Raw genomic sequence first — 18410 nt, 5'->3', positions numbered from 1 at the left:
GCCGGGTCAAGATTGATTGTTGAATGCACCCGCCGCGGCGTCACCCGCCGGCGTGTAGCGCGCGCGCGGCCGCAACAGCTGCCCGCTGGCGCGCTGCTCCTGGATGTGCGCCACCCAGCCGGCGGTGCGGCTCACCAGGAAGATGGCGCTGGCGGCCGGCCGCGGCAGCCCCATGGCGCGCGTGAGCGCCACCATCGGCAGCTCGTGGCGCACGCGCTGCCCCGTGACCTGCTCCACCTCCTCGATGAAATCGCACACGGCGAGCAGCCCAGGGTCCGGCCGCTGTTCACGGATGAAGGCGAGCAGCATCGTGCCGCGCGGGTCGCCCTGCGGGTACAGCGGATGGCCGAAGCCCGGCATCGGCGTGCCCTGCGCGTGCCGCTGCACCGCCTCGCGCACCCAGCCCGCGCGCTCGCCGCCCCGTTCGAGGAAGTCGTAGATCTCGTCGAAGCGGTGGGCCACCACCAGGCCGGCGCTGGCGCAGAGCGCCGCCGCGATGCAACCATGCAGCGTGGCCCCGCCGGAGGCCGCCACCCGCACCGACAGGGTTCCCGGCGCCAGTTCGTGGTCCGCCAGCAAGGCGAGCAGGGCCGACACCGTGGCAACGTTCGTGTCCGTGGCCGCGCCGCCCAGCGCGCGCAGCACGCCCGCGGCGATGCGATCGCCGCCTCGCGGCGGCACGAAGCGCTGCGCGGCCGAGGCCAGGCCGCAGCAGCCCACCAGGTGCCCGATGATCTGCCGCGCCTCCTCGAAGATCCGCGTTTCCAGCGGCAGGCCGGCGGCCTCCGCGCGGCGCTGCAGCCCCAGGTGCAGCACGGCGACGGCGAACACTTCCAGCACCGGATTGCGCTGCGCCATGGCGCCGAAGCCGTCGACGAGCGCCACGAATTCGCCGGCGGCCGGCTGGACCTGCCACGCGGGAGCTTCGGGCTGCCATGCGCCGGACCACAGCAATTGGGCGACGGCCTCGAAGGAGGCGCCCTCGCTGGCCAGCTCCGTCGCCAGGCGGCCGCGGTAGCGCGGCCCCTCGGGCGTGATCTCGGTGATCGCCGTCGGGATGATGGGCTGGCCATGGTTCATGGCGTCGGCCGCCACCGCGCCATGCCCGGCGCGGGCCTGCGCGCGCGCATGCACCCGCTCGACGTCCTCGCGCAGGTACAGCCGCTCCTTGCGCCCGACCCGGTTCGTGCTGCGGATCAGGCCGCGGCTCACGTACGCATACAAGGTCTGCAGCTTGACCCCCAGCAGGCGCGTGGCCTCGGCGGCGCTCAGGTAATTGGCAGTCGGTCGGGATGGCTGGGACATGGGGCCGGGAATTGTCCCGCATCGCCGCGTCCGGCCGGGCTGCCAGCGCGATGCGCTATAATCGAAGACTTCGCCGGAGTAGCTCAGTCGGTAGAGCAGCTCATTCGTAATGAGAAGGTCGGGGGTTCGATTCCTCTCTCCGGCACCAGACGCATCAATGACTTGGCCCCGCCTCCCCGGCGGGGCTTTTGTTTTGGCCTCCGACTGCGAACCCAGGCTCGTGCGCCGGCGGTTCGCTGCCTCCGAGAAAACCGACCGCTGCAAGGATGCAAGCGCCGAGCGCGATCTCCACGGCCACATTGCGCCAGAGCAAGCGGGCCGCCGACCTTGCCTGCGGGTGGCCAGGAGCCATGCGCGGTGCCAACCACCACCTGTTCATGGCTGCGAGGGTGACCATGCCCAGGAACAGCACGATCTTTGCGATGACCAGGCGGCCGTAGCTGCTGCCCACGAGAGCGCTCGCGCTGCCGACCATCATCTGGCCATTGATGAAGCCGGTGAGGGCCAGCGCGGCCACGGCGAGCACACCCAGGGCCGAAAACGCGCGGGTCGCGGAATCGGCGAGCGCCATCCACGCAGGAGCGCCCGCGCGGGCGCGCGCCAGGACCATGAGCAGCGGGAGCAGGCTGCCGACCCAGAGTGCGGCGGCCACGAGATGGACGGCATCGGCCACGACATGCCAGGGCGGAGCGGCCGTCGCGTGGCCGGCCCACACCTGCGAAACGAGAACGCCGCTGGCGAGCGCCGCGCCTACTGCGTCGGCGCCAGCCAGCCGATCGCGGCGGCGGCGCTGCCGCCACGCCAGGTACGAGACCAGCAGCACCAGCAGCGCGCAGCGGATCAGCCAGACATGGCCAAAGCGGGTCTCCACCATCACGGTGCCGACCACGGACGGCCGCCAGGCCTCGCCGAGTGGCAGCCCGCTCATGCCGGCGGCCACCGCCACAATCCAGGCAAGCCAGGTCGCCACGGCCACAACCGTGCTCCAGAGGCGAAGACTTGCCAGCCAGCCACGCAGGAACGAGCGCTCCGGGTCGCCAGCCGCGGAGGGCGGCAGCACGAAGGCGGGAAACGCAAAGCTGCCGGCCAGCAGCGCGATGGCCGCGAGGTGCAGCGCGCGGACGACCGGCATCAATTCCACGAAGCGCTCACTGGCCGCCTAATCGCCGACCCGGAAAACAAAGTCGCCTCGACTGACGTGCGTGTCGACCGAGACGGCGCGCCAATGCACCGTGTAGGCTCCCGGCCCGATTGGCTGCAATGAAACGCGCAACAGCGTTTTGCCGGAGGGGTCGAGGTGTGCGTCAGCGCGATCCACCCGCCGGCCATTCGCATCCGTCACCGTCACGCTGCTGAATGCGGCCTCGAGCGGTTCGCTGAACCACAGCTTCACCTCCACCGGCGCGGCTTGCAGCTGCGAGCCGACGCGCGGCTCGGCGCGCTCCAGGAACGCGTGCGCATGGGCATTGAGGGCAGCCACTGCCAGGCAGCTTGCGACCAAGAATCGCGCGAAGTTCATCTCGTTCCCCCCAACAACGGATGACCGAAGGTTCCGGGGAACAGGTCGTCCAGGAAGAAATGCAACTGCGCCATGAACCCGACGCCGTGGCCACTGCGGCTGTTCATCGGGATCACGGCCTCCAGGCCCAGCTGGATCTTCTGCCCCGCCCACAGGACACCCGGGTTGATCGTCCCGGTGGATCGGCGATCGTCCACGCGATCCAGCGGCTTGGCCATGGTGAACTCCACGATGGGGATCATTCGATCGAAGGGGGCAGCCAGCCCGATGTCCTTCACCTGGGACTGCAGGTAGGGCAGGCTGTATTGCAGCGCCAGGCCCACGTTCAGCACGTGCGGGTGGTGCTCCACGTCGGTCGTCGACGAGCCGGTGTCCGGATCGACACTCGTGGTCGTGGTGCTGGCGCGCGTCGGGATCGCGACGCCGACGGTTCCGGTCACCGCCAGCGGCCGCAGCGCCGGCGCGGACAGGTCCCCGAAGCCCTTGCCGAAATACAGGGTCGGCGTCACCGTGCTGAATCGCTCGGCCCCGACCGCACTGCTGCCGGTGCCGCCGACGTCCCAGTCGGCACCGATCGACAGGATGGATTCGTGGGCCTCGTTCGTAGAGAGCTGGTACTTGGCGCCGATGGACACGTTGTCCCAGCCCCGCGCGGCCGGTTGGCCGTCGGGCGCGATGCGAAGGTGGTTCGCTCCGAATTCCAGCCCGAAATCGGGCGTGATCCGGCGGGCGAAGGCCATCGAGAGGGCGGTCTGGCGCGTCGCCGGCGTCTCGCCATCGGCGTTGCTGCTCGTGGACGTGAGCGTCGGGAACGACAGTTCATCGGCGACGAAGGGATCGTCGGTGGCCAGCGTGGCGGGAAAGAACCGCTGGCCGACAAAGCCATGCGCTTGTGCGGCCGCCGGAAGCAGCGCCAGCGCGGCCAAGATGGATAGTGCGGGAGTGGCGAGCACGGCCATGCGACCGGCTGCAGCGAGGCTGGATGGCTTCTTCATGGATGGCAAGCATGGTTGGCTCGACTCGGGTTGGGAGGAGCACTGACGACAAGGAAAGACGCCGGAATCCGCCGGCGCCACCGAGACGGCGCGTGAAGCGCTTACGCTTGCCTTGGGGGGCCTCGCGAGAGCCAGATCGAGCCCGCGTATCCGGGCTGCTCGGGACTGTCGAGGCGGGGGAGCGCGAAGAAGGGTAAGTCTGCAGCAGGAATCGATGCGCGGAACAGTGCAGGTGCCAGCGCCGCATGCGCGGCGGGCGCGCACAGGGGGCAGTGATGGAGATCACTCCCGAGCGGCCCGGATTCGTCCTGCGGCTGGCTCCCGGGAGTCCCGAACCGGGCTTCCTGCACCGCTTGGGAGCAGATCCCGAGGGCGGCGAGGTCCGCGGGAGACACCCGGCTGGCGAAGGACGGCACCGCGCTGGACAATGCCGTCGCGAAGAGCATCAGCCACGTGATGAGCCGCCGTACCATCGGAGTCATGGCGGAAGCATTGTAGATTCGGCCCCGCTGAACCGGAAGCCGTCGCGCTTGCGGGGAACCGGAAAAACTTCGACGCGAGCCGACAGCCGCTGCCGGACCCTGGATTTCCTATGATGCAGGGCACTCAGCCACGCGTACCGGATGAACGTCAATTTCAAGCTGCTCCAGGCCTTCCTGCTGGTTGCCGACCACGGCAGCTTCCGGAAAGCCGCGGAGGAATCCAACCGGACGCCTTCGGCCGTGAGCACGCAGGTGAAGCAGCTGGAAGACCAGCTGGGCGTGCCGCTGTTCCACCGCACGACCCGGAGCGTGGAACTCACGGCGGAAGGCCGGCAGCTGCTGGCCAAGGCACGCGAAGCGGTGGCCACGCTGGCGCAGGGCCTGGACCAGCTGCGTGAGTCCATCCAGGAGCGGCGGGGCGTCGTCGCGTTCGCTTCCTCGCCCGCGATCTCCGCCACGCGCCTGCCTGCGATCCTGCTGGATTTCGCCCGCAGCCATCCCGACGTGACCGTGAAGGTGCGCGAACTGGTCCAGTCCGAACTATTCGAGAGCGTGGGCCGCAGGGAGGTCGATTTCGGGCTGGGCACCGCCATCGACGGCATGGGCGACTTCGCCTTCGAGCCGCTCCTCGACGACGAAGTCTGCGCGCTGCTGCCGCCTTCGCACAAGCTGGCCCGGCAGCGGCGCGTGTCGATCGGCGACCTGGCCGGCGAGCCGATGATCATGTTCCAGCCGGCGGGCGCGGCCGCCTTGCGGCGGACCATCGACGACGCGGTGCGCGCCAGCGGCACCTCGCTGTTCCTCAAGTACGAAGTGCAGCAGCCGCAGACCGTCGCCGCGTTCGCAGCCGCGGGGCTGGGCATCGCGCTGCTGCCGCGGATAGCGATTCCCGCGGAGCTGGAGTCCAGGCTGCGCGTCATGCCGCTGGAAGACCCGCCCATCGTGCGCAAGGTCGGCATCATCACCTTGCGCGGGACGCAGCTGTCCCCGACGGCCCTGGCGCTGGCTTCGCGCATCGGCGCCAGCCTGCGCGCCGCGCGCACTGTCCGCGTTCCTTGAGGCATTCCTCAATTTTTTCCAGCAATCGGGGCGCGCGGCCTTCCTAAACTTCCAGCCGCATACATCGGCTGAGAGGAGACAGGAAATGAAGCTTCGTGCATTCGTCATGGGTGCCGCGCTGGCGCTGGCCGCCGGCACTGCAGCGGCGCAGGCTTACCCCACCAAGCCCGTGACGCTGGTCGTACCGCAGGCGCCCGGCGGCGCGACGGACGTCTTCGCCCGCTACATCGCGCAGAAGCTGGGCCAGAAATGGGGCCAGGCCGTGGTGGTGGAAAACAAGGCCGGCGCCGCGGGCGTGATCGGCACGGCCGTCGTCGCCAAGGCTCCGGCGGACGGCTACACCATGCTGTTCACCTACGCGGGCTCGCAGGCGGTGAACCAGAGCCTGTACGCGAAGTTGCCCTTCGACTCCGTCAAGGACTTCTCCACGGTCGCGACGGTCGCCACCACGCCCTTCTTCCTCGTCGTCGCGGCGCAGTCGCCCATCCAGAGCTTCCGCGACCTGGTGGAGCGCGCGAAGGCGAACCCCGGCAAGGTCACCTATTCGACTTCCGGCAACGGGTCCATCAACCAGCTGCTGTCGGAATCGCTGAACGTCGAAGCCGGCATCAAGATGGTCCACGTGCCCTACAAGGCCATCTCGGCCGCGCTGATGGACGTGAGCACCGGCGTCGTCGACAACGCGTTCGCCGCCGTGCCATCGGCCCTGCCCCTCATCAAGGGTGGCAAGCTGCGGCCCATCGCGGTGTCCAGCGTCAAACGCAATGCCAGCCTGCCGGACGTGCCGACCATCGCCGAATCCGGCTATCCCCAGTTCGACGTGAGCCCGTGGTGGGGCATCCTGGCGCCGGCGGGGATGCCCAAGGCGATCGTCGACAAGGTCAACGCCGACGTCGCGCAGATCCTGCACGCGCCCGAATCCCAGGCCTTCTTCCGCGACCAGGGCGCGGAGGCGATGGTCACGTCGCCGCAGGCATTCCAGAAGATCCTGGAAGCCGACGTCGTGAAATGGGCCAAGGTCGTCAAGGCCTCCGGCGCCAAGCTTGATTGACCCAGCCGCCCGACCCGCCATGAACACTCCCAACGTCTACCTGCGCGTCAACCGCGTTGCCGCCGAACTCTGCTCGCAAGCCCGCGACGTCACCGTCGCCGACCTGCACGAGAGCACCGCGTCCCTGGGCTTCCCGGGACTGATGTCGCCGCGCATGCGCCGCGTCACGCCGGGCAAGATCGCCGGTCCCGCCGTCACCGCGCTGTGCCAGCCCGGGGACAACCTGATGATGCACCGGGCCCTGCGCCTCGCCCAGCCCGGCGACGTGCTGGTCGTCGTCTGCCAGAGCGAAACTTCCGCGGCGCAATGGGGCGACGTGGCCACGCGCTATGCCGTGCAGAAGGGCCTGGCCGGCGTCGTCGTGCAAGGCAGCGTGCGCGACATCGATGTCGTCGCCGGCCTCGGCTTCCCGGTGTGGGCCACCAAGGTCTGGCCCATCCATGCCGAGAAGGGCAAGGGCGGCGCCGTGAACCTGCCTGTCACCTGCGGCGACGTGCTCGTGAACCCGGGCGACCTGGTGGTGGCCGACGGCGACGGCGTCGTCGTGGTGGCGCGCCGCAACGCCGAAGCGGTGGTGAACGCGGCGAAGGCCAAGATGCGCCGCGAAGACGAGATCGCGGCGGCGATGCAGGAGGGCGGCGTGCTCTGGGACCTGAGCGGCGCGGCCGCTGCATACGCGAAGCTCGGCCTGGTCGAGAGCGACACCGCCTTCGACGATTGACGGCCATGCGGGTCTGCGTCTTCGGAGCCGGCGCGGTCGGCGGCCACCTCGCGGCCCGGCTGCTCCAGGCGGGACGGCACGAGGTGTCCGTGGTCGCACGCGGCGAGCAGCTGCGCGCGATCGGGGCTGACGGCCTCACGCTGCTGTCGCGCGATGAGCAATTCACCGTGCGGCCGCACGCTACCACCGACCGGCCGCAGGACCTGCCCGCGCAGGACGTGGTGTTCGTGTCCATGAAGGCCCAGTCGCAGCCGGCGGCCGCGCGCGACATCGCGGGCCTGCTGGCTCCAACGGGCGTGACCGTGTTCGTCAACAACGGCATCCCCTGGTGGTGGACTTACCGCGGCGCCGAGGCTCCCGGCACGCCCCTGCCCCTGCTGGACCCGCTGGCCGCCCTGTGGACCCACGTCGGTCCCCAGCGCGCGCTGGGATGCGTCATCTACTCCGCCAATGAGGTGGTGCGGCCCGGGGTGATCCGGCACGTGGCCAACAACCGCTGGCTGCTGGGCGAACCCGATGGCACGCGGAGCGCGCGCCTGGCCGCGGTCATCGCGCTGTTGAATGCCGCGCAGCTGCAGGCCGAAGCGGTGGCCGACATCCGCAAGAGCGCGTGGACCAAGCTGCTGCGCAACGTGCCCTTGAATTCGCTGTGTGCCCTGACCCGCCTGCCGGTGAGCGGACTCGCGCGCGTCCCGGAGCTGGAAGCCCTGTGCGCCGGCATCGTCGAGGAAGTGGCCGCCATTGCAGCCGCGGACGGAACGGACCTGTCAGACCAGGTGGAGATCGCCAAGGCCGCGCCCCGCCTCGGCGCGGCCACGGACGGCAGCCAGGCCGCCGAGATCCGGCCCTCCATGCTGCAGGATGTGCTGGGCGGCCGGACCATGGAAGTCGAAGCCATCCTCGGCCAGGTGCAGGCCTTCGCCCGCGCCACGGGCACGCCCTGCCCCCGGCTGGATGTGCTCGTGGCCCTGGTGCGGGGGCTGGAGTTGTCCGCGCTTACGCCGGAGGCCGCAGCGCGCCGCTGAGCGGCGCCGGGCGCGCCCGTCAGCCGCCCGCAAGCCGCTGCCCAAGGAACAGGCAGTCCGTGGAAAGCCAATGCCGGCGCGGCTTGCGCGAATACTTCACACGCTTGTCCACAGCGTTCTCCACGTTGGCTGTGAGAATCGGTCCGGCGCGCGTGTGCTAGGGAGCGTCTTCAGGCAAGCAGTTTCCAGCCGCCCAGCAGCTTCTGCAGGTCGGCTTGTGCGGCGTCCGACAGCGGCCACGCAGACGGCGGCCGGGTGGCGCCGCAGTCGTTGCCCATGAGCCGCAGCACGGACTTCACGACCGTGACGTTGGTGCCGTTGTTCTCCTGCGCGCGCAGGTCCTCGAAGGGCAGCATCTCGGCGATCAGGCGCATGGCCAGCGGGTAGTCGGCCGCCTCCAGCGCGTTGTAGATGGCCACCGAGCGTTGCGGCAGCACGTTGATCAGGCCCGAGGTGAAGCCGCGCGCGCCCACCGCATACAGCGGCGGCGCCCAGACTTCGGCCAGCCCGCCCACCCAGGCCAGGCCCAGGTCGGCGGTGCGGCGGATCGCCTCGGCCAGCACCATCGGCGTCGGCGAGGCCCACTTCACGCCCATCACCTGGGGCAGCCGGCACAGCGCCTCGATGGTCTTCAGGCCGATGTTGTCGTTGCGCAGGTACAGCACCAGCGGCAGGCCGTCGCCGGCTTCGGCGATGCGCTTCACGTAGTCGACCACGCCGCGCGGCGCGACGAAGGGATCCGGCGGCTGGTGCACCATCAGCGCGTCGGCGCCGGCGCGGGCCGAGGCCTGGGCCAGCGCGCGCGCCTCGTGCACGCTGCGGCCCACGCCGCCCAGCAGGGGCACGCGGCCGCGGACGCATTCGGCCGCCACATGGACCATGCGCTCGGCTTCCGCGGCCTCCAGGCCGTAGAACTCGCTGGTGTTGCCGTTGGCCACCAGCACGTGCACGCCGGCGTCTACGGCGCGGTCGACCACGGGCTGCAGCGGCCCGGGCGCCAGCTGGTCGGCGGCGTCGAAGGGGGTGACGAGGATGCCCGAAATGCCATCGAGCGCCTTGCGCAGCGCCGGACCTTGGAAAGAACTCACGCGATGTCTCCTGACGAAATAGCCGCCGACTCTAGGCAGGCGGAGCGCCGGCGTCCAATCCAATGAGGCAATGCCGTGATACAAGATCTGGATCGTGTTCCAGCTCTCCCAACTCCGCTGCTTCGTGGCCGTCGCCACCGAACTGCATTTCGGCCGGGCCGCCGCCCTGCTGCACATGACCCAGCCGCCGCTGACCCGGCAGATCCAGCTGCTGGAGCACGAGCTGGGCGTGCAGCTGCTGGAGCGCTCGGGCGGCAGTGTGCGGCTGACCCTGGCGGGCGCCACCTTCCTGCGCGAGGCCGAGGACATCCTGCGCCGGGCCCAGGCCGCCACCCTGGCGGCGCGGCGCGCCATGCGGGCCGACGCCGGCAGCGTCACCCTGGGCTTCGTGCCGCCGGCCGGCTTCGCGCTGCTGCCGCGGCTGCTGGCCGCCGTCAGCGGCACGCTGCCGGAGGTGTACCTGGCCCTGCGCGAGATGCAGACCGACGACCAGCTCGAAGCGCTGGGCGCGGACCGCATCGACCTGGCGGTGGTGCGGCCTTTCACGCCGCGCAGCTACGTCGAATCCGCGGTGCTGCTGCGCGAACCCATGGTGCTGGCGATTCCGGCCGGCCATGCGCTGGCCGGCGAAGGGCCGGTGGCGCTGTCCGCGCTGGCAGGCCAGGCCTTCATCGAATTCAGCCCTGCCGAATCGCGCTATCTCTACGAGCTGGTGGCGGGCCGCCTGCGCGCCGAGGGCATCGCGCCGGAGGTGGTGCAGTCCCTCAGCCACACCCATACCATCCTTTCGCTGGTGGACTCCGGCCTGGGGCTCGCATTGGTGCCGCAGTCTTCGATGCGGCTGCGCTTCGAGGGCGTGTCGTTCCGTGCGCTGGCCGATGGCGCGGAACTGCATGCGGAACTGCACCTGGCCTGGCGGCGCGGAGGCCGCAACAGCCTGGCCGCCGAAGTACGCGGCGCGATCCTGGCGGGATTCGACTAACCGCCGAACAAGCGGACCAGGCCGCGGCGCAGATGCTTGATCATCGCATTGCGCGCGGCCGCCGGATCGCCCGAACGGATCGCCTCGTCGATCAGCCGGTGCTCCTCACTGACGTAGTTGGCGCGCACCGCCGGCGCGCGCTGGAGGATGTCCTTCGTCATCTGGATCGAGACGCGGATCTGCTCCATGCAGGCCGCCGTGGCCAGCTCGAAATAGCGGTTGCCCGAGGCCGCCGCCACCGCCATGTGGAAGGCGATGTCCTCCTCGAGGGCGTGCTCCTGCAAGGCCAGGCGGGCGTCGAGTTGCAGCCGGCGCTTCGTCACCAGCTCCACGGCCTCGGCATTGGCGGACACGGCGGCCAGTGCGGCCGCTTCCCCTTCGAGGATCAGGCGGAATTCCATGAAGCGCTTCAGGTCGTCGAGCTCGCCGAAGGGCCCGAAGCTGAGCGGCGAGACGCCGAGCTTGCTGCCGACGTAGTTGCCCGAGCCGCGCACAGCGTACAGGCGTCCTTCCGACTTCAGGCGCTCCAGGGCCTGGCGCAGGATGGGCCGCGAGATCCCCAGCAGCTTCACCATCTCGACTTCGCTGGGCAGCCGGTCGTTCGTGGTCAGGCCGCGCTGCTCGATCAGCTCGCAGATGCCCTCATAGGCCAGGCTGTTCAGGTTGGTGAGGCTCATGGCAGTCAGTCAACTTTACCGTGCGTTTGGCGCGCGCCGGGACTCGGCCCAGAATCCTTCAATGACCAACACCCTCCATAGCGCCGCCGCGCTGCGCGCCTTCGCGGCCCAACTGCTGCAGAAAGGCGGCCTGGCGGCCGACCGCGCCGCCGATGTCGCCGACATCCTGCTCGCTGCCGACCTGATGGGCCACGACACGCACGGCCTGAACCTGTTGCCGCCCTACCTGGAACACCTGGGAAACGGCACCATGGCGGCCACCGGCGAGCCCGAAGTCATCGCCGAGCGCCCGGCTACGCTCACCTGGGACGGCAAGCAGCTTCCCGGCCAATGGCTGGTGCTGCGCGCCATGGATGCCGCCATCCCGCGCGCCCGCATCCACGGCACCGCCACCGTCGTGATCAAGAACGCCCACCATATCGGCAGCCTGTCGGCGTACCTGCAGCGGGCCACGGCGCAAGGCTTCGTGATGCTGCTGCACTCGTCGGCCCCAGGCGGCAGCACCGTCGCGCCCTTCGGCGGCAGCAAGGGCCTGTTCTCGCCCAGCCCCATGTCCATCGGCTGTCCCACCGAGGGCCTGCCGATCCTGGTCGACATCTCGACCTCCATCACCACCAACAACATGGTGGTACGCCTGCAGAAGCAGGGCCGCAAGCTGCCCAAGCCCTGGCTGCTGGACGCGCAGGGCCAGCCCAGCGACGACCCGGCGGTGATCGGCGCGGGTGGCTCGCTGATGCCGCTGGGCGGCGAGGACGCCGGCCACAAGGGCTACGGCCTGGCGTTGATGGTGGAGGCGCTGACCGCGGGCCTCACGGATCGCGGCCGCCACCAGCCCGGCTTCAAGTTCAACAACACGGTCTTCCTGCAGCTGCTGGACCCGGAAGCCTTCGGCGGCCTGCCGGGCCTGCGCTCGCAGATGGAGCACATCGCCGCGGCCTGCCGCGACAACCCGCCGCGCGCCGGCGGCCAGCCCGTGCGGCTGCCGGGCGAAGCCGCGCAGAAGCGGGCCACGCAGCAGGAGCGCGAGGGCGTGGCGCTGGCGCCCGGCGTCCTGGATGCGCTCAAGCCCTGGGCCGAGCGGCTGGGCGTGGCGCTGCCGGCGGCACTGGGCTGACGCGGCCCTCCCAGGGGAGAGGGAGCAACAGCCACCCACGCGCCTACTTCGCCTCGCTCCGGCGCACCACCGCCTCGGGATCCCGCTTGACCGCGGGCGAGAGCTCGCAGCCGAGGCCGGGCGCAGTGGGCCGCAGCAGGTAGCCGTGATCCAGCACCGGCAGCTCGGTGACCAGGTCACGGTAGAAGGTGGCGAGGAAGGCGCGCACGACCTCCTGGAAGATCGCATTCGGCGAAGCCAGCGCGAGGTGCAGCGAAGCCCACAAGACAACCGGGCCCGTGCAGTCGTGCGGTGCGATGGGCTTCTGGTAGGCATCCGCCAGGCTCGCGATCTTGCGGCCCTCGGTGATACCGCCGCACCAGGACAGGTCGAGCATTACGTAGTCGAGCGCGTGCGCGGCCAGGTGGTCGCGGAAAGCGCCCTGCGCCGCCAGCGTCTCGCTGCCGCACACCGGGATGCCGGCCGCGCGCCGGTAATCCGCAAGCGCGCCAAAGCTGTCCATCTTGACGGGGTCCTCGGCCCAGAAGGGCCGGTACTGCTTCAGCTCGCGGGCGATGTTGATCGCGGAGGTCACGTTCCACATCGAGTGGAACTCGCACATCACCTCGATCTTGTCGCCGACGGCGGTGCGGATCTTCTCGAACACCTCCAGGCCCTGGCGCATCGCCTTGGCGTCGACGTACTGGCCATCGGTGGCGCTGGCGGCGGCGTCGAAGGGCCAGATCTTCATCGCGCTGAAGCCTTCCTCGATGAGGCTCTGCGCCAGTTCCGCCGGGCGCTCGATGAAGGCGACCTGGTCGTCGTAGCGCCCACGCACCTGCGCCGTGCCGGACTGGACCAGCCGCCGCTGGATGCTCTTGCTGTTGTAGTCGGAGCCGGCGCAGGTGTTGTAGGCCCGCATGCGCTCGTGGCAGGCGCCACCGAGCAGCTGGTACACGGGCTGCTTCGTGACCTTGCCGAACAAGTCCCACAGCGCGAGGTCGATGGCCGACGCCGCGCGCGTCTCGACGCCGCTGCCGTTGAAGCCCAGGTAGCCGCGCAGCAGGATCTTGTGCAGGCGCTCGATGTCCAGCGGGTTCTGGCCTGCCAGCAGCGGGGCCGCCATGCTGTGGATGTAGGTCTCCACGGCTTCGGCGCCGCGAAAGGTCTCGCCCAGGCCGGTGATGCCTTCGTCGCTTTCGACCTGCACCCACAGCAGGTTGGGCTGGGTCTTCAGCCGGATGGTTTCAAGGGCCGTGATGCGCATGCTGCGTTTACTCCGCGGTGATGTGTTGGGCCCGGATCAGCTCGGCCCACTTGTCGTGTTCCGACTTGATGTGCCGCGCCAGGACGGCAGGTTCGCCGCCGACGGGCGTGATGCCTGCATCCAGCATCTGCTTGCGCACGGCCGGGTCCTGCAAGGCCTTGTTGAAGGCGGCGTTCAGGCGCTTGAGCACCGGCTCCGGCAAGCCCGCGGGCGCGCCGATGGCGTACCAGGGCTCGATGACGAAGCCCTTGAAGCCCAGTTCCTCCATGGTCTTCACGTCCGGCAGGTTCGCCGAGCGCTGCTTGCCGGTGACGGCCAGCGGCGTCACGCGGCCCGACTTCACGAAGGGCAGGATCGAAGGCTCGTTGTCGAAGAAGACGTCGATCTGGCCGCCCAGCAGGTCCGTGATCGCAGGGCCCGAGCCCTTGTACGGAACGTGCGTCATCGAGACGCCGGTCATCTTCTTCAGCAGTTCGCCGCCCAGGTGGTTGGAGGCGCCAATGCCCGAAGAGCCGAAGCTGACGTGGCCCGCCTTCGCCTTTGCCAGCAACTCGGAAACGCTGGTGATGCCGGTGCCCTTGCCGGCCGTGAAGATGTTGATGGACGAACCCACCAGGATCACGGGCCCGACGTCCTTGAACAGGTCGAAGCCGGGGTTCGTGTACAGGCTGGAGTTGACGGCGCAGTTGCCGATGCTGCACAGGAAGATGGTGTAGCCGTCCGCCGGCGCCTTGACGGCCATGGCCGTGCCGATGTTGCCGGTCGCACCGGGCCGGTTGTCCACGACGATCTGCTGGCCCAGCTCCTTCGAAGCCGCGGTGGCCATGAGCCGCGACACGAGGTCGCCGGTTCCGCCGGGGGGCACCGGCACGATCATCCGGATCGGCTTGGAGGGAAAGTCTTCGGCGGCCGCTGCCTGGGCGAGCCCCAGGGCGCAAATCAGGGCGAGCAATGCGCCGGCAAGTCGTTTCTGCATGGACAGGTCTCCGTTGTTCTGGACTGGTCCTGCAATCGTACAATCATTATATGATTCGATCAATGACGAATCGAGCCGGGCTGCGGCTATGCTCACGGCCATGGCTCTGTCGCCCCTGAGGAATTACCACAACCAGATCGTCGATGCGCTGGGCAGCAGCATCGTGTCCGGTGAATTCGCCGAAGGCGCGCAGTTGCCCACGGAACCGCAGCTCGCCGAAACCTATGGCGCCAGCCGGCTGATCATCCGGGAGGCCATGAAAAGCCTGGCCGCGAAAGGCCTGGTGTCGATCCGGCCGCGCACCGGCACGCGCGTGCAGCCCCGCGCCTTGTGGAACCTGTTCGATCCCGCGGTGCTGGGGTGGCACAGCTCGGCACCGCGCGAAGGGCTGATCGAGGACCTGATGGAGTTGCGCCAGGCGATCGAACCGCTGGCGGCGCGGCTCGCGGCGCAGCGCGCGACGCCCGAGGACATCGCGGCGGTGCGCGAGGCCTTCACCGCGATGTCGGCCGCGACGACGCGCAACGTCTACATCGACGCCGACCTGCGTTTCCACGGCGCCGTGGTGCGCGCGTGCGGCAACTCCTTCATCATGCAGCTGGAGACTGCCTTGTCCGCGGTCTGGGAGACGAGCTTCCAGGCGTCGAGCGGCAAGTGGGGACCCGACGCGCAGGCGCTCAAGCTGCACCAGCAGCTGTTCGAAGCGCTGGAGCGCCGGAATCCCGCGGCCGCGGAGAAGGCCGTGCTGGCGTTGATCGATCGTGCCGTGGTGCGCATCAAATCGAATCCGGCACGGCAGGCCTGAGCCCGCGGATCACTCCGCGGTGATGTGGCCGGTCTCGATCACCTTCTTCCAGCGCGCGAACTCGCTGGCCTGGAACTCGGTGAACTGCTGCGGCGTGTTGCCGACGATCTCGAAACCCAGGTCCAGCAGCGGCTTCTTCACCTCGGGCTCATTCAGCGTGGACACGATGGCCGCATGCAGCTTGGCCTTGATGTCGGCCGGCAGGCCCTTGGGCGCGGCCACCGCCTGCCACGAGTAGACGGTCAGGCCTTTGTAGCCCAGTTCCTCCATCGTCGGCACGTCGGGCAGCAGCGGCGAGCGTTTCGAGCTCGTGATCGCCAGCGCGCGCAGCTTGCCGGCCTGGATGTTGGGCAGGCCCGTGTTGATGTTCATGAAAGTGGCGCCGACCTGGCCGCCGATCAGGTCCTGCATCGCCAGCGCGCCGCCCTTGTACGGCACGTGCGTGCCCTTGGTCCCGGTCTCCTGCCAGAACAGTTCGGCCGTCAGGTGGTCGCTGGTGCCGGTGCCGGCCGACGCGAAGGTCAGCTTGCCCGGATGCGCGCGCAGGTCGGCCAGCACGTCGTTGACCGACTTGAAGGGCGAGTTCGCCGGCACCGCCAGCACGTTGGGCGCCTGCACGGCGACGGTGATGTAGTCGAAGTCCTTGAGCGGGTCATAGGCCACGCCCTTCATCAGGTGCGGGCCGATCACGAAGGGGCCCAGCGAGGACACGAAGATGTTGTAGCCATCGGGCGCCGCGCGCTTGGCACTGGCCGCGCCGATGGTGCCGCCCGCGCCGCCGGTGTTCTGCACGATCCAGGTGCCGCCCAGCTTCTGCGGCAGCCGCGTCGACAGCGTGCGCGCGATCATGTCGGTGGAACCGCCCGGGGGGAAAGGCACCATCAGGTTCACCGTCTTGCCCGTGGGCCAGGCCTGGGCGTGCGCGCCGAGCGCGGCGGCGCCCAGCGCGAATGCGGCAAGGTACTTCTTCATCGTTTGTCTCCTTGGTGGTTGGAATTCTTCAGCGCTGTTCGACGACGGCCTGCTCGCGCGTCCACGTACGTGCCTGCTCGCTGAGGCTCACGCCCAGGCCCGGGCGCGTGGGCACCAGCATGCGGCCGTCCCTGATCTCGATGCGTTCGTTGAACAGCGGCTCGAGCCATTCGAAGTGCTCCACCCAGGGCTCGCGCGGGTAGGCCGCGGCCAGGTGGATGTGCAGCTCCATCGCGAAGTGCGGCGCCAGCAGCAGGCCGGCCTGCTCCGCCTGGCCCGCGATCTTCAGGAAGGGCGTGATGCCGCCCACGCGCGGGCCGTCGGGCATCAGGTAGTCGGCGGCGCGGTGCCGGATCAGGTCGCCGTGTTCGGCGGCGCTGGTCAGCATCTCGCCGGTGGCGATGGGCGTGTCGAAGGCCTGCGCCAGCGCGGCGTGGCCTTCGTGGTCGTAGGCGTCCAGCGGCTCCTCGATCCACACCAGGTTGAACTGCTCGAAGATGCGGCACATGCGCTGCGCCGTCGGCCGGTCCCATTGCTGGTTGGCGTCCACCATCAGCGGCATCGCGTCGCCGAGATGCTTGCGCACCGCTTCGACGCGCTGGATGTCCAGCGTGCCATCCGGCTGCCCCACCTTCAGCTTGATGCCGCCGATGCCGCGCTCGCGCGAAGCGGCGGCGTTGACCAGCAGCTGGTCGATGGGCGTGTGCAGGAAACCGCCGCTGGTGTTGTAGCAGCGGACCGATTCGCGGTAAGCGCCCAGCAGCTTGGCCAGCGAGAGGCCGGAGCGCTTGGCCTTCAGGTCCCACAGTGCGACGTCGAAGGCGCCGATGGCCTGCGTCGAAAGACCGCTGCGGCCCACCGAGGCGCCGGCCCAGCACAGCTTGTCCCACAGGCGCGCGATGTCGCTAGCGTCCTCGCCGATCAAGGCCGGCGCGATCTCGCGCGCATGCGCGAACTGGCCGGGACCGCCGGCGCGCTTGGAATAGCTGAAGCCCAGGCCCTGATGGCCGTCATCGGTCTCGACCTCGACGAACAGCATCGCGATCTCGGTCATCGGCTTCTGGCGGCCGGTGAGCACCTTGGCATCGCTGATCGGCTGCGCGAGCGGCAGGTAGGTGGAGGACAGGCGCAGGCGGGTGATGAGCGACATGACAACGTTATCAGTGAATGGTCGAGAAAACGGGCGTCAAGCCCGTCGCGGGTCGCATGATAACGTTGTCAAATACAATCCGTCAACGATGCCCCGTTCCGCCGCCGCCGCGAAAGCCGCCACCCTGCACGACGTCGCCCGCGAAGCCGGCGTGTCGCTCATCACCGCCTCCCGCGCCTTGAGCAATCCGCGCCTGGTGTCGGAGACGACCATCGAGCGCGTGCGCGAAGCGGTGCGCCAGACCGGCTACATCCCCAACCTCCTCGCCGGTGGCCTGAAGTCCAGGCGCAGCATGACGGTGGCGGGGCTGGTGCCGATCATCTCGGTGCCGCAGTTCCTGCCGACGGTCCAGGCCCTGACGGAAGCGCTCGATGCCGAGGGCTACCAGTTGATCCTGGGCCAGAGCGGCTACGACCACGCGCGCGAGGAACGGCTGGTCGACACCATCATCGGCCGGCGGCCCGACGGCATCGTCGTCACGGGCCTGCTGCAGTCGGCGCGCACGCGCGAGCAGTTGCAGCGCCTGCGCATTCCGGTGGTGGAGACCTGGGACCTGAGCGAGCGCCCCGTCGACATGATGGTCGGCTTCTCGCACCTGAAAGTGGGCAGCGCGGTCGCGGGCTACTTCCTCGGCAAGGGGTGGAAGCGCCTGGGCATCGCCACCGGCGACGACCATCGCGCCGCGCAGCGCCGCGCCGGCTTTCTCGCCGCCGCCGGCAGCGACGTGCCGACCGTCACCGTGCCGGCGCCGAGCAACGTGGCGCTGGGACGGCGCGCGCTGTCGGAGTTGCTGCAGAAGGACCCGCAGGTACGCGCCATCTACTGCAGTTCAGACGCCCTCGCGCACGGCGTGCTGGTGGAAGCCGCGGCGCGCGGGCTGCGCGTGCCCGAGGACCTGGCGGTCTGCGGCTTCGGCGGCGCCGACTTCGCCGCCCACCTGCACCCCACGCTGACCACGGTGCAGATCGACGGCGCGGAGATCGGGCGCCTGGCCGCGAAGCTGATCCTCGACCGCTGCGCCGGCCGCACGATCGAGCAGCCGGTGATCGACGTGGGCTTCCGCATCGTGGAGCGCGAGTCGACCGGCGCAGCCGGATAACAACGCTTTTGCACCGCCTACCGGAACTCCGGCGCGCTGCCCAAGAAACAGGCAGCGTGTTGAGACCCAATGCCGGCGCGGCCTGCGGCGGGTCTCCACACGCTTGTCCACAGCGTTCTCCACGACCGTTGTGGGAATCGCTGT

At 69.5% G+C, this 18410-nt stretch carries 19 protein-coding genes and 1 tRNA gene; 9 read left to right on the top strand and 11 right to left on the bottom strand.

Going from position 1 to position 18410, the window contains the following annotated elements:
- Window positions 1-6: 6 nt before the first annotated feature.
- Window positions 7-1305, bottom strand: a complete 1299-nt coding sequence (locus HHL11_RS12990; protein ID WP_169418781.1) for a citrate synthase — start codon at window positions 1303-1305, stop codon at window positions 7-9.
- A gap of 72 nt (window positions 1306-1377) precedes the next feature.
- Here HHL11_RS12990 and HHL11_RS12985 point away from each other — a divergent pair.
- A tRNA-Thr gene (locus HHL11_RS12985) sits at window positions 1378-1453 on the top strand.
- Between the two features lie 6 nt (window positions 1454-1459).
- Here the strand turns inward: HHL11_RS12985 and copD are convergent.
- The 4 genes from copD to HHL11_RS34925 all read right to left on the bottom strand — a co-directional run bounded on the left by copD (window position 1460) and on the right by HHL11_RS34925 (window position 4265).
- The gene (gene copD, locus HHL11_RS12980) at window positions 1460-2437 is read right to left on the bottom strand and encodes a copper homeostasis membrane protein CopD (protein WP_240980264.1); all 978 of its coding nucleotides are present in this window, start codon (window positions 2435-2437) and stop codon (window positions 1460-1462) included.
- A gap of 27 nt (window positions 2438-2464) precedes the next feature.
- The gene (locus HHL11_RS12975; RefSeq protein WP_169418779.1) at window positions 2465-2824 is read right to left on the bottom strand and encodes a copper resistance CopC family protein; all 360 of its coding nucleotides are present in this window, start codon (window positions 2822-2824) and stop codon (window positions 2465-2467) included.
- Window positions 2821-3819: a hypothetical protein gene (locus tag HHL11_RS12970; RefSeq protein ID WP_240980068.1), complete on the bottom strand. Its 999-nt coding sequence runs from the start codon at window positions 3817-3819 to the stop codon at window positions 2821-2823. Before HHL11_RS12970 ends, HHL11_RS12975 begins: the two co-directional genes overlap by 4 nt.
- 101 nt (window positions 3820-3920) lie before the next feature.
- Window positions 3921-4265 carry a hypothetical protein gene (locus HHL11_RS34925; RefSeq protein ID WP_425355208.1) on the bottom strand — a complete coding sequence of 115 codons (345 nt, stop codon included), beginning with the start codon at window positions 4263-4265 and terminating at the stop codon, window positions 3921-3923.
- Window positions 4266-4442: 177 nt separating this feature from the next.
- Between HHL11_RS34925 and HHL11_RS12965 the strand changes: the two genes are divergently transcribed.
- The 4 genes from HHL11_RS12965 (at window position 4443) to HHL11_RS12950 (ending at window position 8157) form a co-directional block, all read left to right on the top strand.
- Window positions 4443-5360: a LysR family transcriptional regulator gene (locus tag HHL11_RS12965; protein ID WP_169418778.1), complete on the top strand. Its 918-nt coding sequence runs from the start codon at window positions 4443-4445 to the stop codon at window positions 5358-5360.
- 85 nt (window positions 5361-5445) lie between these two features.
- Window positions 5446-6411, top strand: coding sequence for a tripartite tricarboxylate transporter substrate binding protein (locus HHL11_RS12960; RefSeq protein ID WP_169418777.1), 966 nt, complete (start codon window positions 5446-5448; stop codon window positions 6409-6411).
- A gap of 19 nt (window positions 6412-6430) precedes the next feature.
- On the top strand, window positions 6431-7132 hold the full coding sequence (locus HHL11_RS12955) for an RraA family protein (RefSeq protein ID WP_169418776.1): 702 nt from the start codon (window positions 6431-6433) through the stop codon (window positions 7130-7132).
- Between the two features lie 5 nt (window positions 7133-7137).
- Window positions 7138-8157 carry a ketopantoate reductase family protein gene (locus HHL11_RS12950; protein WP_169418775.1) on the top strand — a complete coding sequence of 340 codons (1020 nt, stop codon included), beginning with the start codon at window positions 7138-7140 and terminating at the stop codon, window positions 8155-8157.
- A 170-nt stretch (window positions 8158-8327) separates the two neighbouring features.
- Here the strand turns inward: HHL11_RS12950 and HHL11_RS12945 are convergent, their stop codons facing one another.
- Window positions 8328-9245, bottom strand: a complete 918-nt coding sequence (locus HHL11_RS12945) for a dihydrodipicolinate synthase family protein (RefSeq protein ID WP_169418774.1) — start codon at window positions 9243-9245, stop codon at window positions 8328-8330.
- A 94-nt stretch (window positions 9246-9339) separates the two neighbouring features.
- Between HHL11_RS12945 and HHL11_RS12940 the strand changes: the two genes are divergently transcribed.
- Window positions 9340-10227 (top strand): LysR substrate-binding domain-containing protein, encoded by an 888-nt coding sequence (locus HHL11_RS12940; RefSeq protein ID WP_169418773.1) that lies wholly within the window; start codon window positions 9340-9342, stop codon window positions 10225-10227.
- On the opposite strand, the gene HHL11_RS12935 is transcribed toward HHL11_RS12940, so the two are convergent.
- Complete coding sequence (locus HHL11_RS12935) at window positions 10224-10904, bottom strand: FadR/GntR family transcriptional regulator (RefSeq protein WP_169418772.1); 681 nt, start codon at window positions 10902-10904, stop codon at window positions 10224-10226. The genes HHL11_RS12940 and HHL11_RS12935 overlap by 4 nt on opposite strands.
- Window positions 10905-10965: 61 nt before the next feature.
- Between HHL11_RS12935 and HHL11_RS12930 the strand changes: the two genes are divergently transcribed.
- Window positions 10966-12018 carry an Ldh family oxidoreductase gene (locus HHL11_RS12930; RefSeq protein ID WP_169418771.1) on the top strand — a complete coding sequence of 351 codons (1053 nt, stop codon included), beginning with the start codon at window positions 10966-10968 and terminating at the stop codon, window positions 12016-12018.
- 43 nt (window positions 12019-12061) lie between these two features.
- On the opposite strand, the gene HHL11_RS12925 is transcribed toward HHL11_RS12930, so the two are convergent.
- Both HHL11_RS12925 and HHL11_RS12920 read right to left on the bottom strand, forming a co-directional pair.
- Complete coding sequence (locus HHL11_RS12925; protein ID WP_169418770.1) at window positions 12062-13264, bottom strand: mandelate racemase/muconate lactonizing enzyme family protein; 1203 nt, start codon at window positions 13262-13264, stop codon at window positions 12062-12064.
- Between the two features lie 7 nt (window positions 13265-13271).
- A complete protein-coding gene (locus HHL11_RS12920) occupies window positions 13272-14240 on the bottom strand; it encodes a Bug family tripartite tricarboxylate transporter substrate binding protein (RefSeq protein WP_169418769.1) in 969 nt (322 codons plus the stop codon).
- Window positions 14241-14340: 100 nt separating this feature from the next.
- Here HHL11_RS12920 and HHL11_RS12915 point away from each other — a divergent pair, with 100 nt between their 5' ends.
- Window positions 14341-15045, top strand: coding sequence for a FadR/GntR family transcriptional regulator (locus tag HHL11_RS12915; RefSeq protein WP_240980067.1), 705 nt, complete (start codon window positions 14341-14343; stop codon window positions 15043-15045).
- A gap of 9 nt (window positions 15046-15054) precedes the next feature.
- Here HHL11_RS12915 and HHL11_RS12910 read toward each other — a convergent pair whose 3' ends face one another.
- Together HHL11_RS12910 and HHL11_RS12905 are read right to left on the bottom strand one after the other, a co-directional pair.
- Window positions 15055-16017, bottom strand: coding sequence for a Bug family tripartite tricarboxylate transporter substrate binding protein (locus tag HHL11_RS12910; RefSeq protein WP_169418768.1), 963 nt, complete (start codon window positions 16015-16017; stop codon window positions 15055-15057).
- Between the two features lie 28 nt (window positions 16018-16045).
- The gene (locus tag HHL11_RS12905; RefSeq protein ID WP_169418767.1) at window positions 16046-17167 is read right to left on the bottom strand and encodes an L-talarate/galactarate dehydratase; all 1122 of its coding nucleotides are present in this window, start codon (window positions 17165-17167) and stop codon (window positions 16046-16048) included.
- Between the two features lie 88 nt (window positions 17168-17255).
- On the opposite strand from HHL11_RS12905, the gene HHL11_RS12900 reads away from it, so the two are divergent.
- The gene (locus HHL11_RS12900; RefSeq protein ID WP_169418766.1) at window positions 17256-18266 is read left to right on the top strand and encodes a LacI family DNA-binding transcriptional regulator; all 1011 of its coding nucleotides are present in this window, start codon (window positions 17256-17258) and stop codon (window positions 18264-18266) included.
- The last annotated feature ends 144 nt before the right edge of the window (window positions 18267-18410 follow it).

The organism is Ramlibacter agri (genome assembly GCF_012927085.1).
In the GTDB taxonomy this organism is placed as follows: domain Bacteria; phylum Pseudomonadota; class Gammaproteobacteria; order Burkholderiales; family Burkholderiaceae_C; genus Ramlibacter; species Ramlibacter agri.
Note: the sequence above shows the minus strand (reverse complement) of the source record. Positions and strands in the feature narration are given on the sequence as shown.

Bases quoted from the DNA above. Each gene is read 5' to 3' on its own strand.
- HHL11_RS12990 (WP_169418781.1), bottom strand. From the start codon at position 1,305: ATGTCCCAGCCATCCCGACCGACTGCCAATTACCTGAGCGCCGCCGAG.
- copD (WP_240980264.1), bottom strand. From the start codon at position 2,437: ATGCCGGTCGTCCGCGCGCTGCACCTCGCGGCCATCGCGCTGCTGGCC.
- HHL11_RS12975 (WP_169418779.1), bottom strand. From the start codon at position 2,824: ATGAACTTCGCGCGATTCTTGGTCGCAAGCTGCCTGGCAGTGGCTGCC.
- HHL11_RS12970 (WP_240980068.1), bottom strand. From the start codon at position 3,819: ATGAAGAAGCCATCCAGCCTCGCTGCAGCCGGTCGCATGGCCGTGCTC.
- HHL11_RS34925 (WP_425355208.1), bottom strand. From the start codon at position 4,265: ATGCTCTTCGCGACGGCATTGTCCAGCGCGGTGCCGTCCTTCGCCAGC.
- HHL11_RS12965 (WP_169418778.1), top strand. From the start codon at position 4,443: ATGAACGTCAATTTCAAGCTGCTCCAGGCCTTCCTGCTGGTTGCCGAC.
- HHL11_RS12960 (WP_169418777.1), top strand. From the start codon at position 5,446: ATGAAGCTTCGTGCATTCGTCATGGGTGCCGCGCTGGCGCTGGCCGCC.
- HHL11_RS12955 (WP_169418776.1), top strand. From the start codon at position 6,431: ATGAACACTCCCAACGTCTACCTGCGCGTCAACCGCGTTGCCGCCGAA.
- HHL11_RS12950 (WP_169418775.1), top strand. From the start codon at position 7,138: ATGCGGGTCTGCGTCTTCGGAGCCGGCGCGGTCGGCGGCCACCTCGCG.
- HHL11_RS12935 (WP_169418772.1), bottom strand. From the start codon at position 10,904: ATGAGCCTCACCAACCTGAACAGCCTGGCCTATGAGGGCATCTGCGAG.
- HHL11_RS12930 (WP_169418771.1), top strand. From the start codon at position 10,966: ATGACCAACACCCTCCATAGCGCCGCCGCGCTGCGCGCCTTCGCGGCC.
- HHL11_RS12925 (WP_169418770.1), bottom strand. From the start codon at position 13,264: ATGCGCATCACGGCCCTTGAAACCATCCGGCTGAAGACCCAGCCCAAC.
- HHL11_RS12920 (WP_169418769.1), bottom strand. From the start codon at position 14,240: ATGCAGAAACGACTTGCCGGCGCATTGCTCGCCCTGATTTGCGCCCTG.
- HHL11_RS12915 (WP_240980067.1), top strand. From the start codon at position 14,341: ATGGCTCTGTCGCCCCTGAGGAATTACCACAACCAGATCGTCGATGCG.
- HHL11_RS12910 (WP_169418768.1), bottom strand. From the start codon at position 16,017: ATGAAGAAGTACCTTGCCGCATTCGCGCTGGGCGCCGCCGCGCTCGGC.
- HHL11_RS12905 (WP_169418767.1), bottom strand. From the start codon at position 17,167: ATGTCGCTCATCACCCGCCTGCGCCTGTCCTCCACCTACCTGCCGCTC.
- HHL11_RS12900 (WP_169418766.1), top strand. From the start codon at position 17,256: ATGCCCCGTTCCGCCGCCGCCGCGAAAGCCGCCACCCTGCACGACGTC.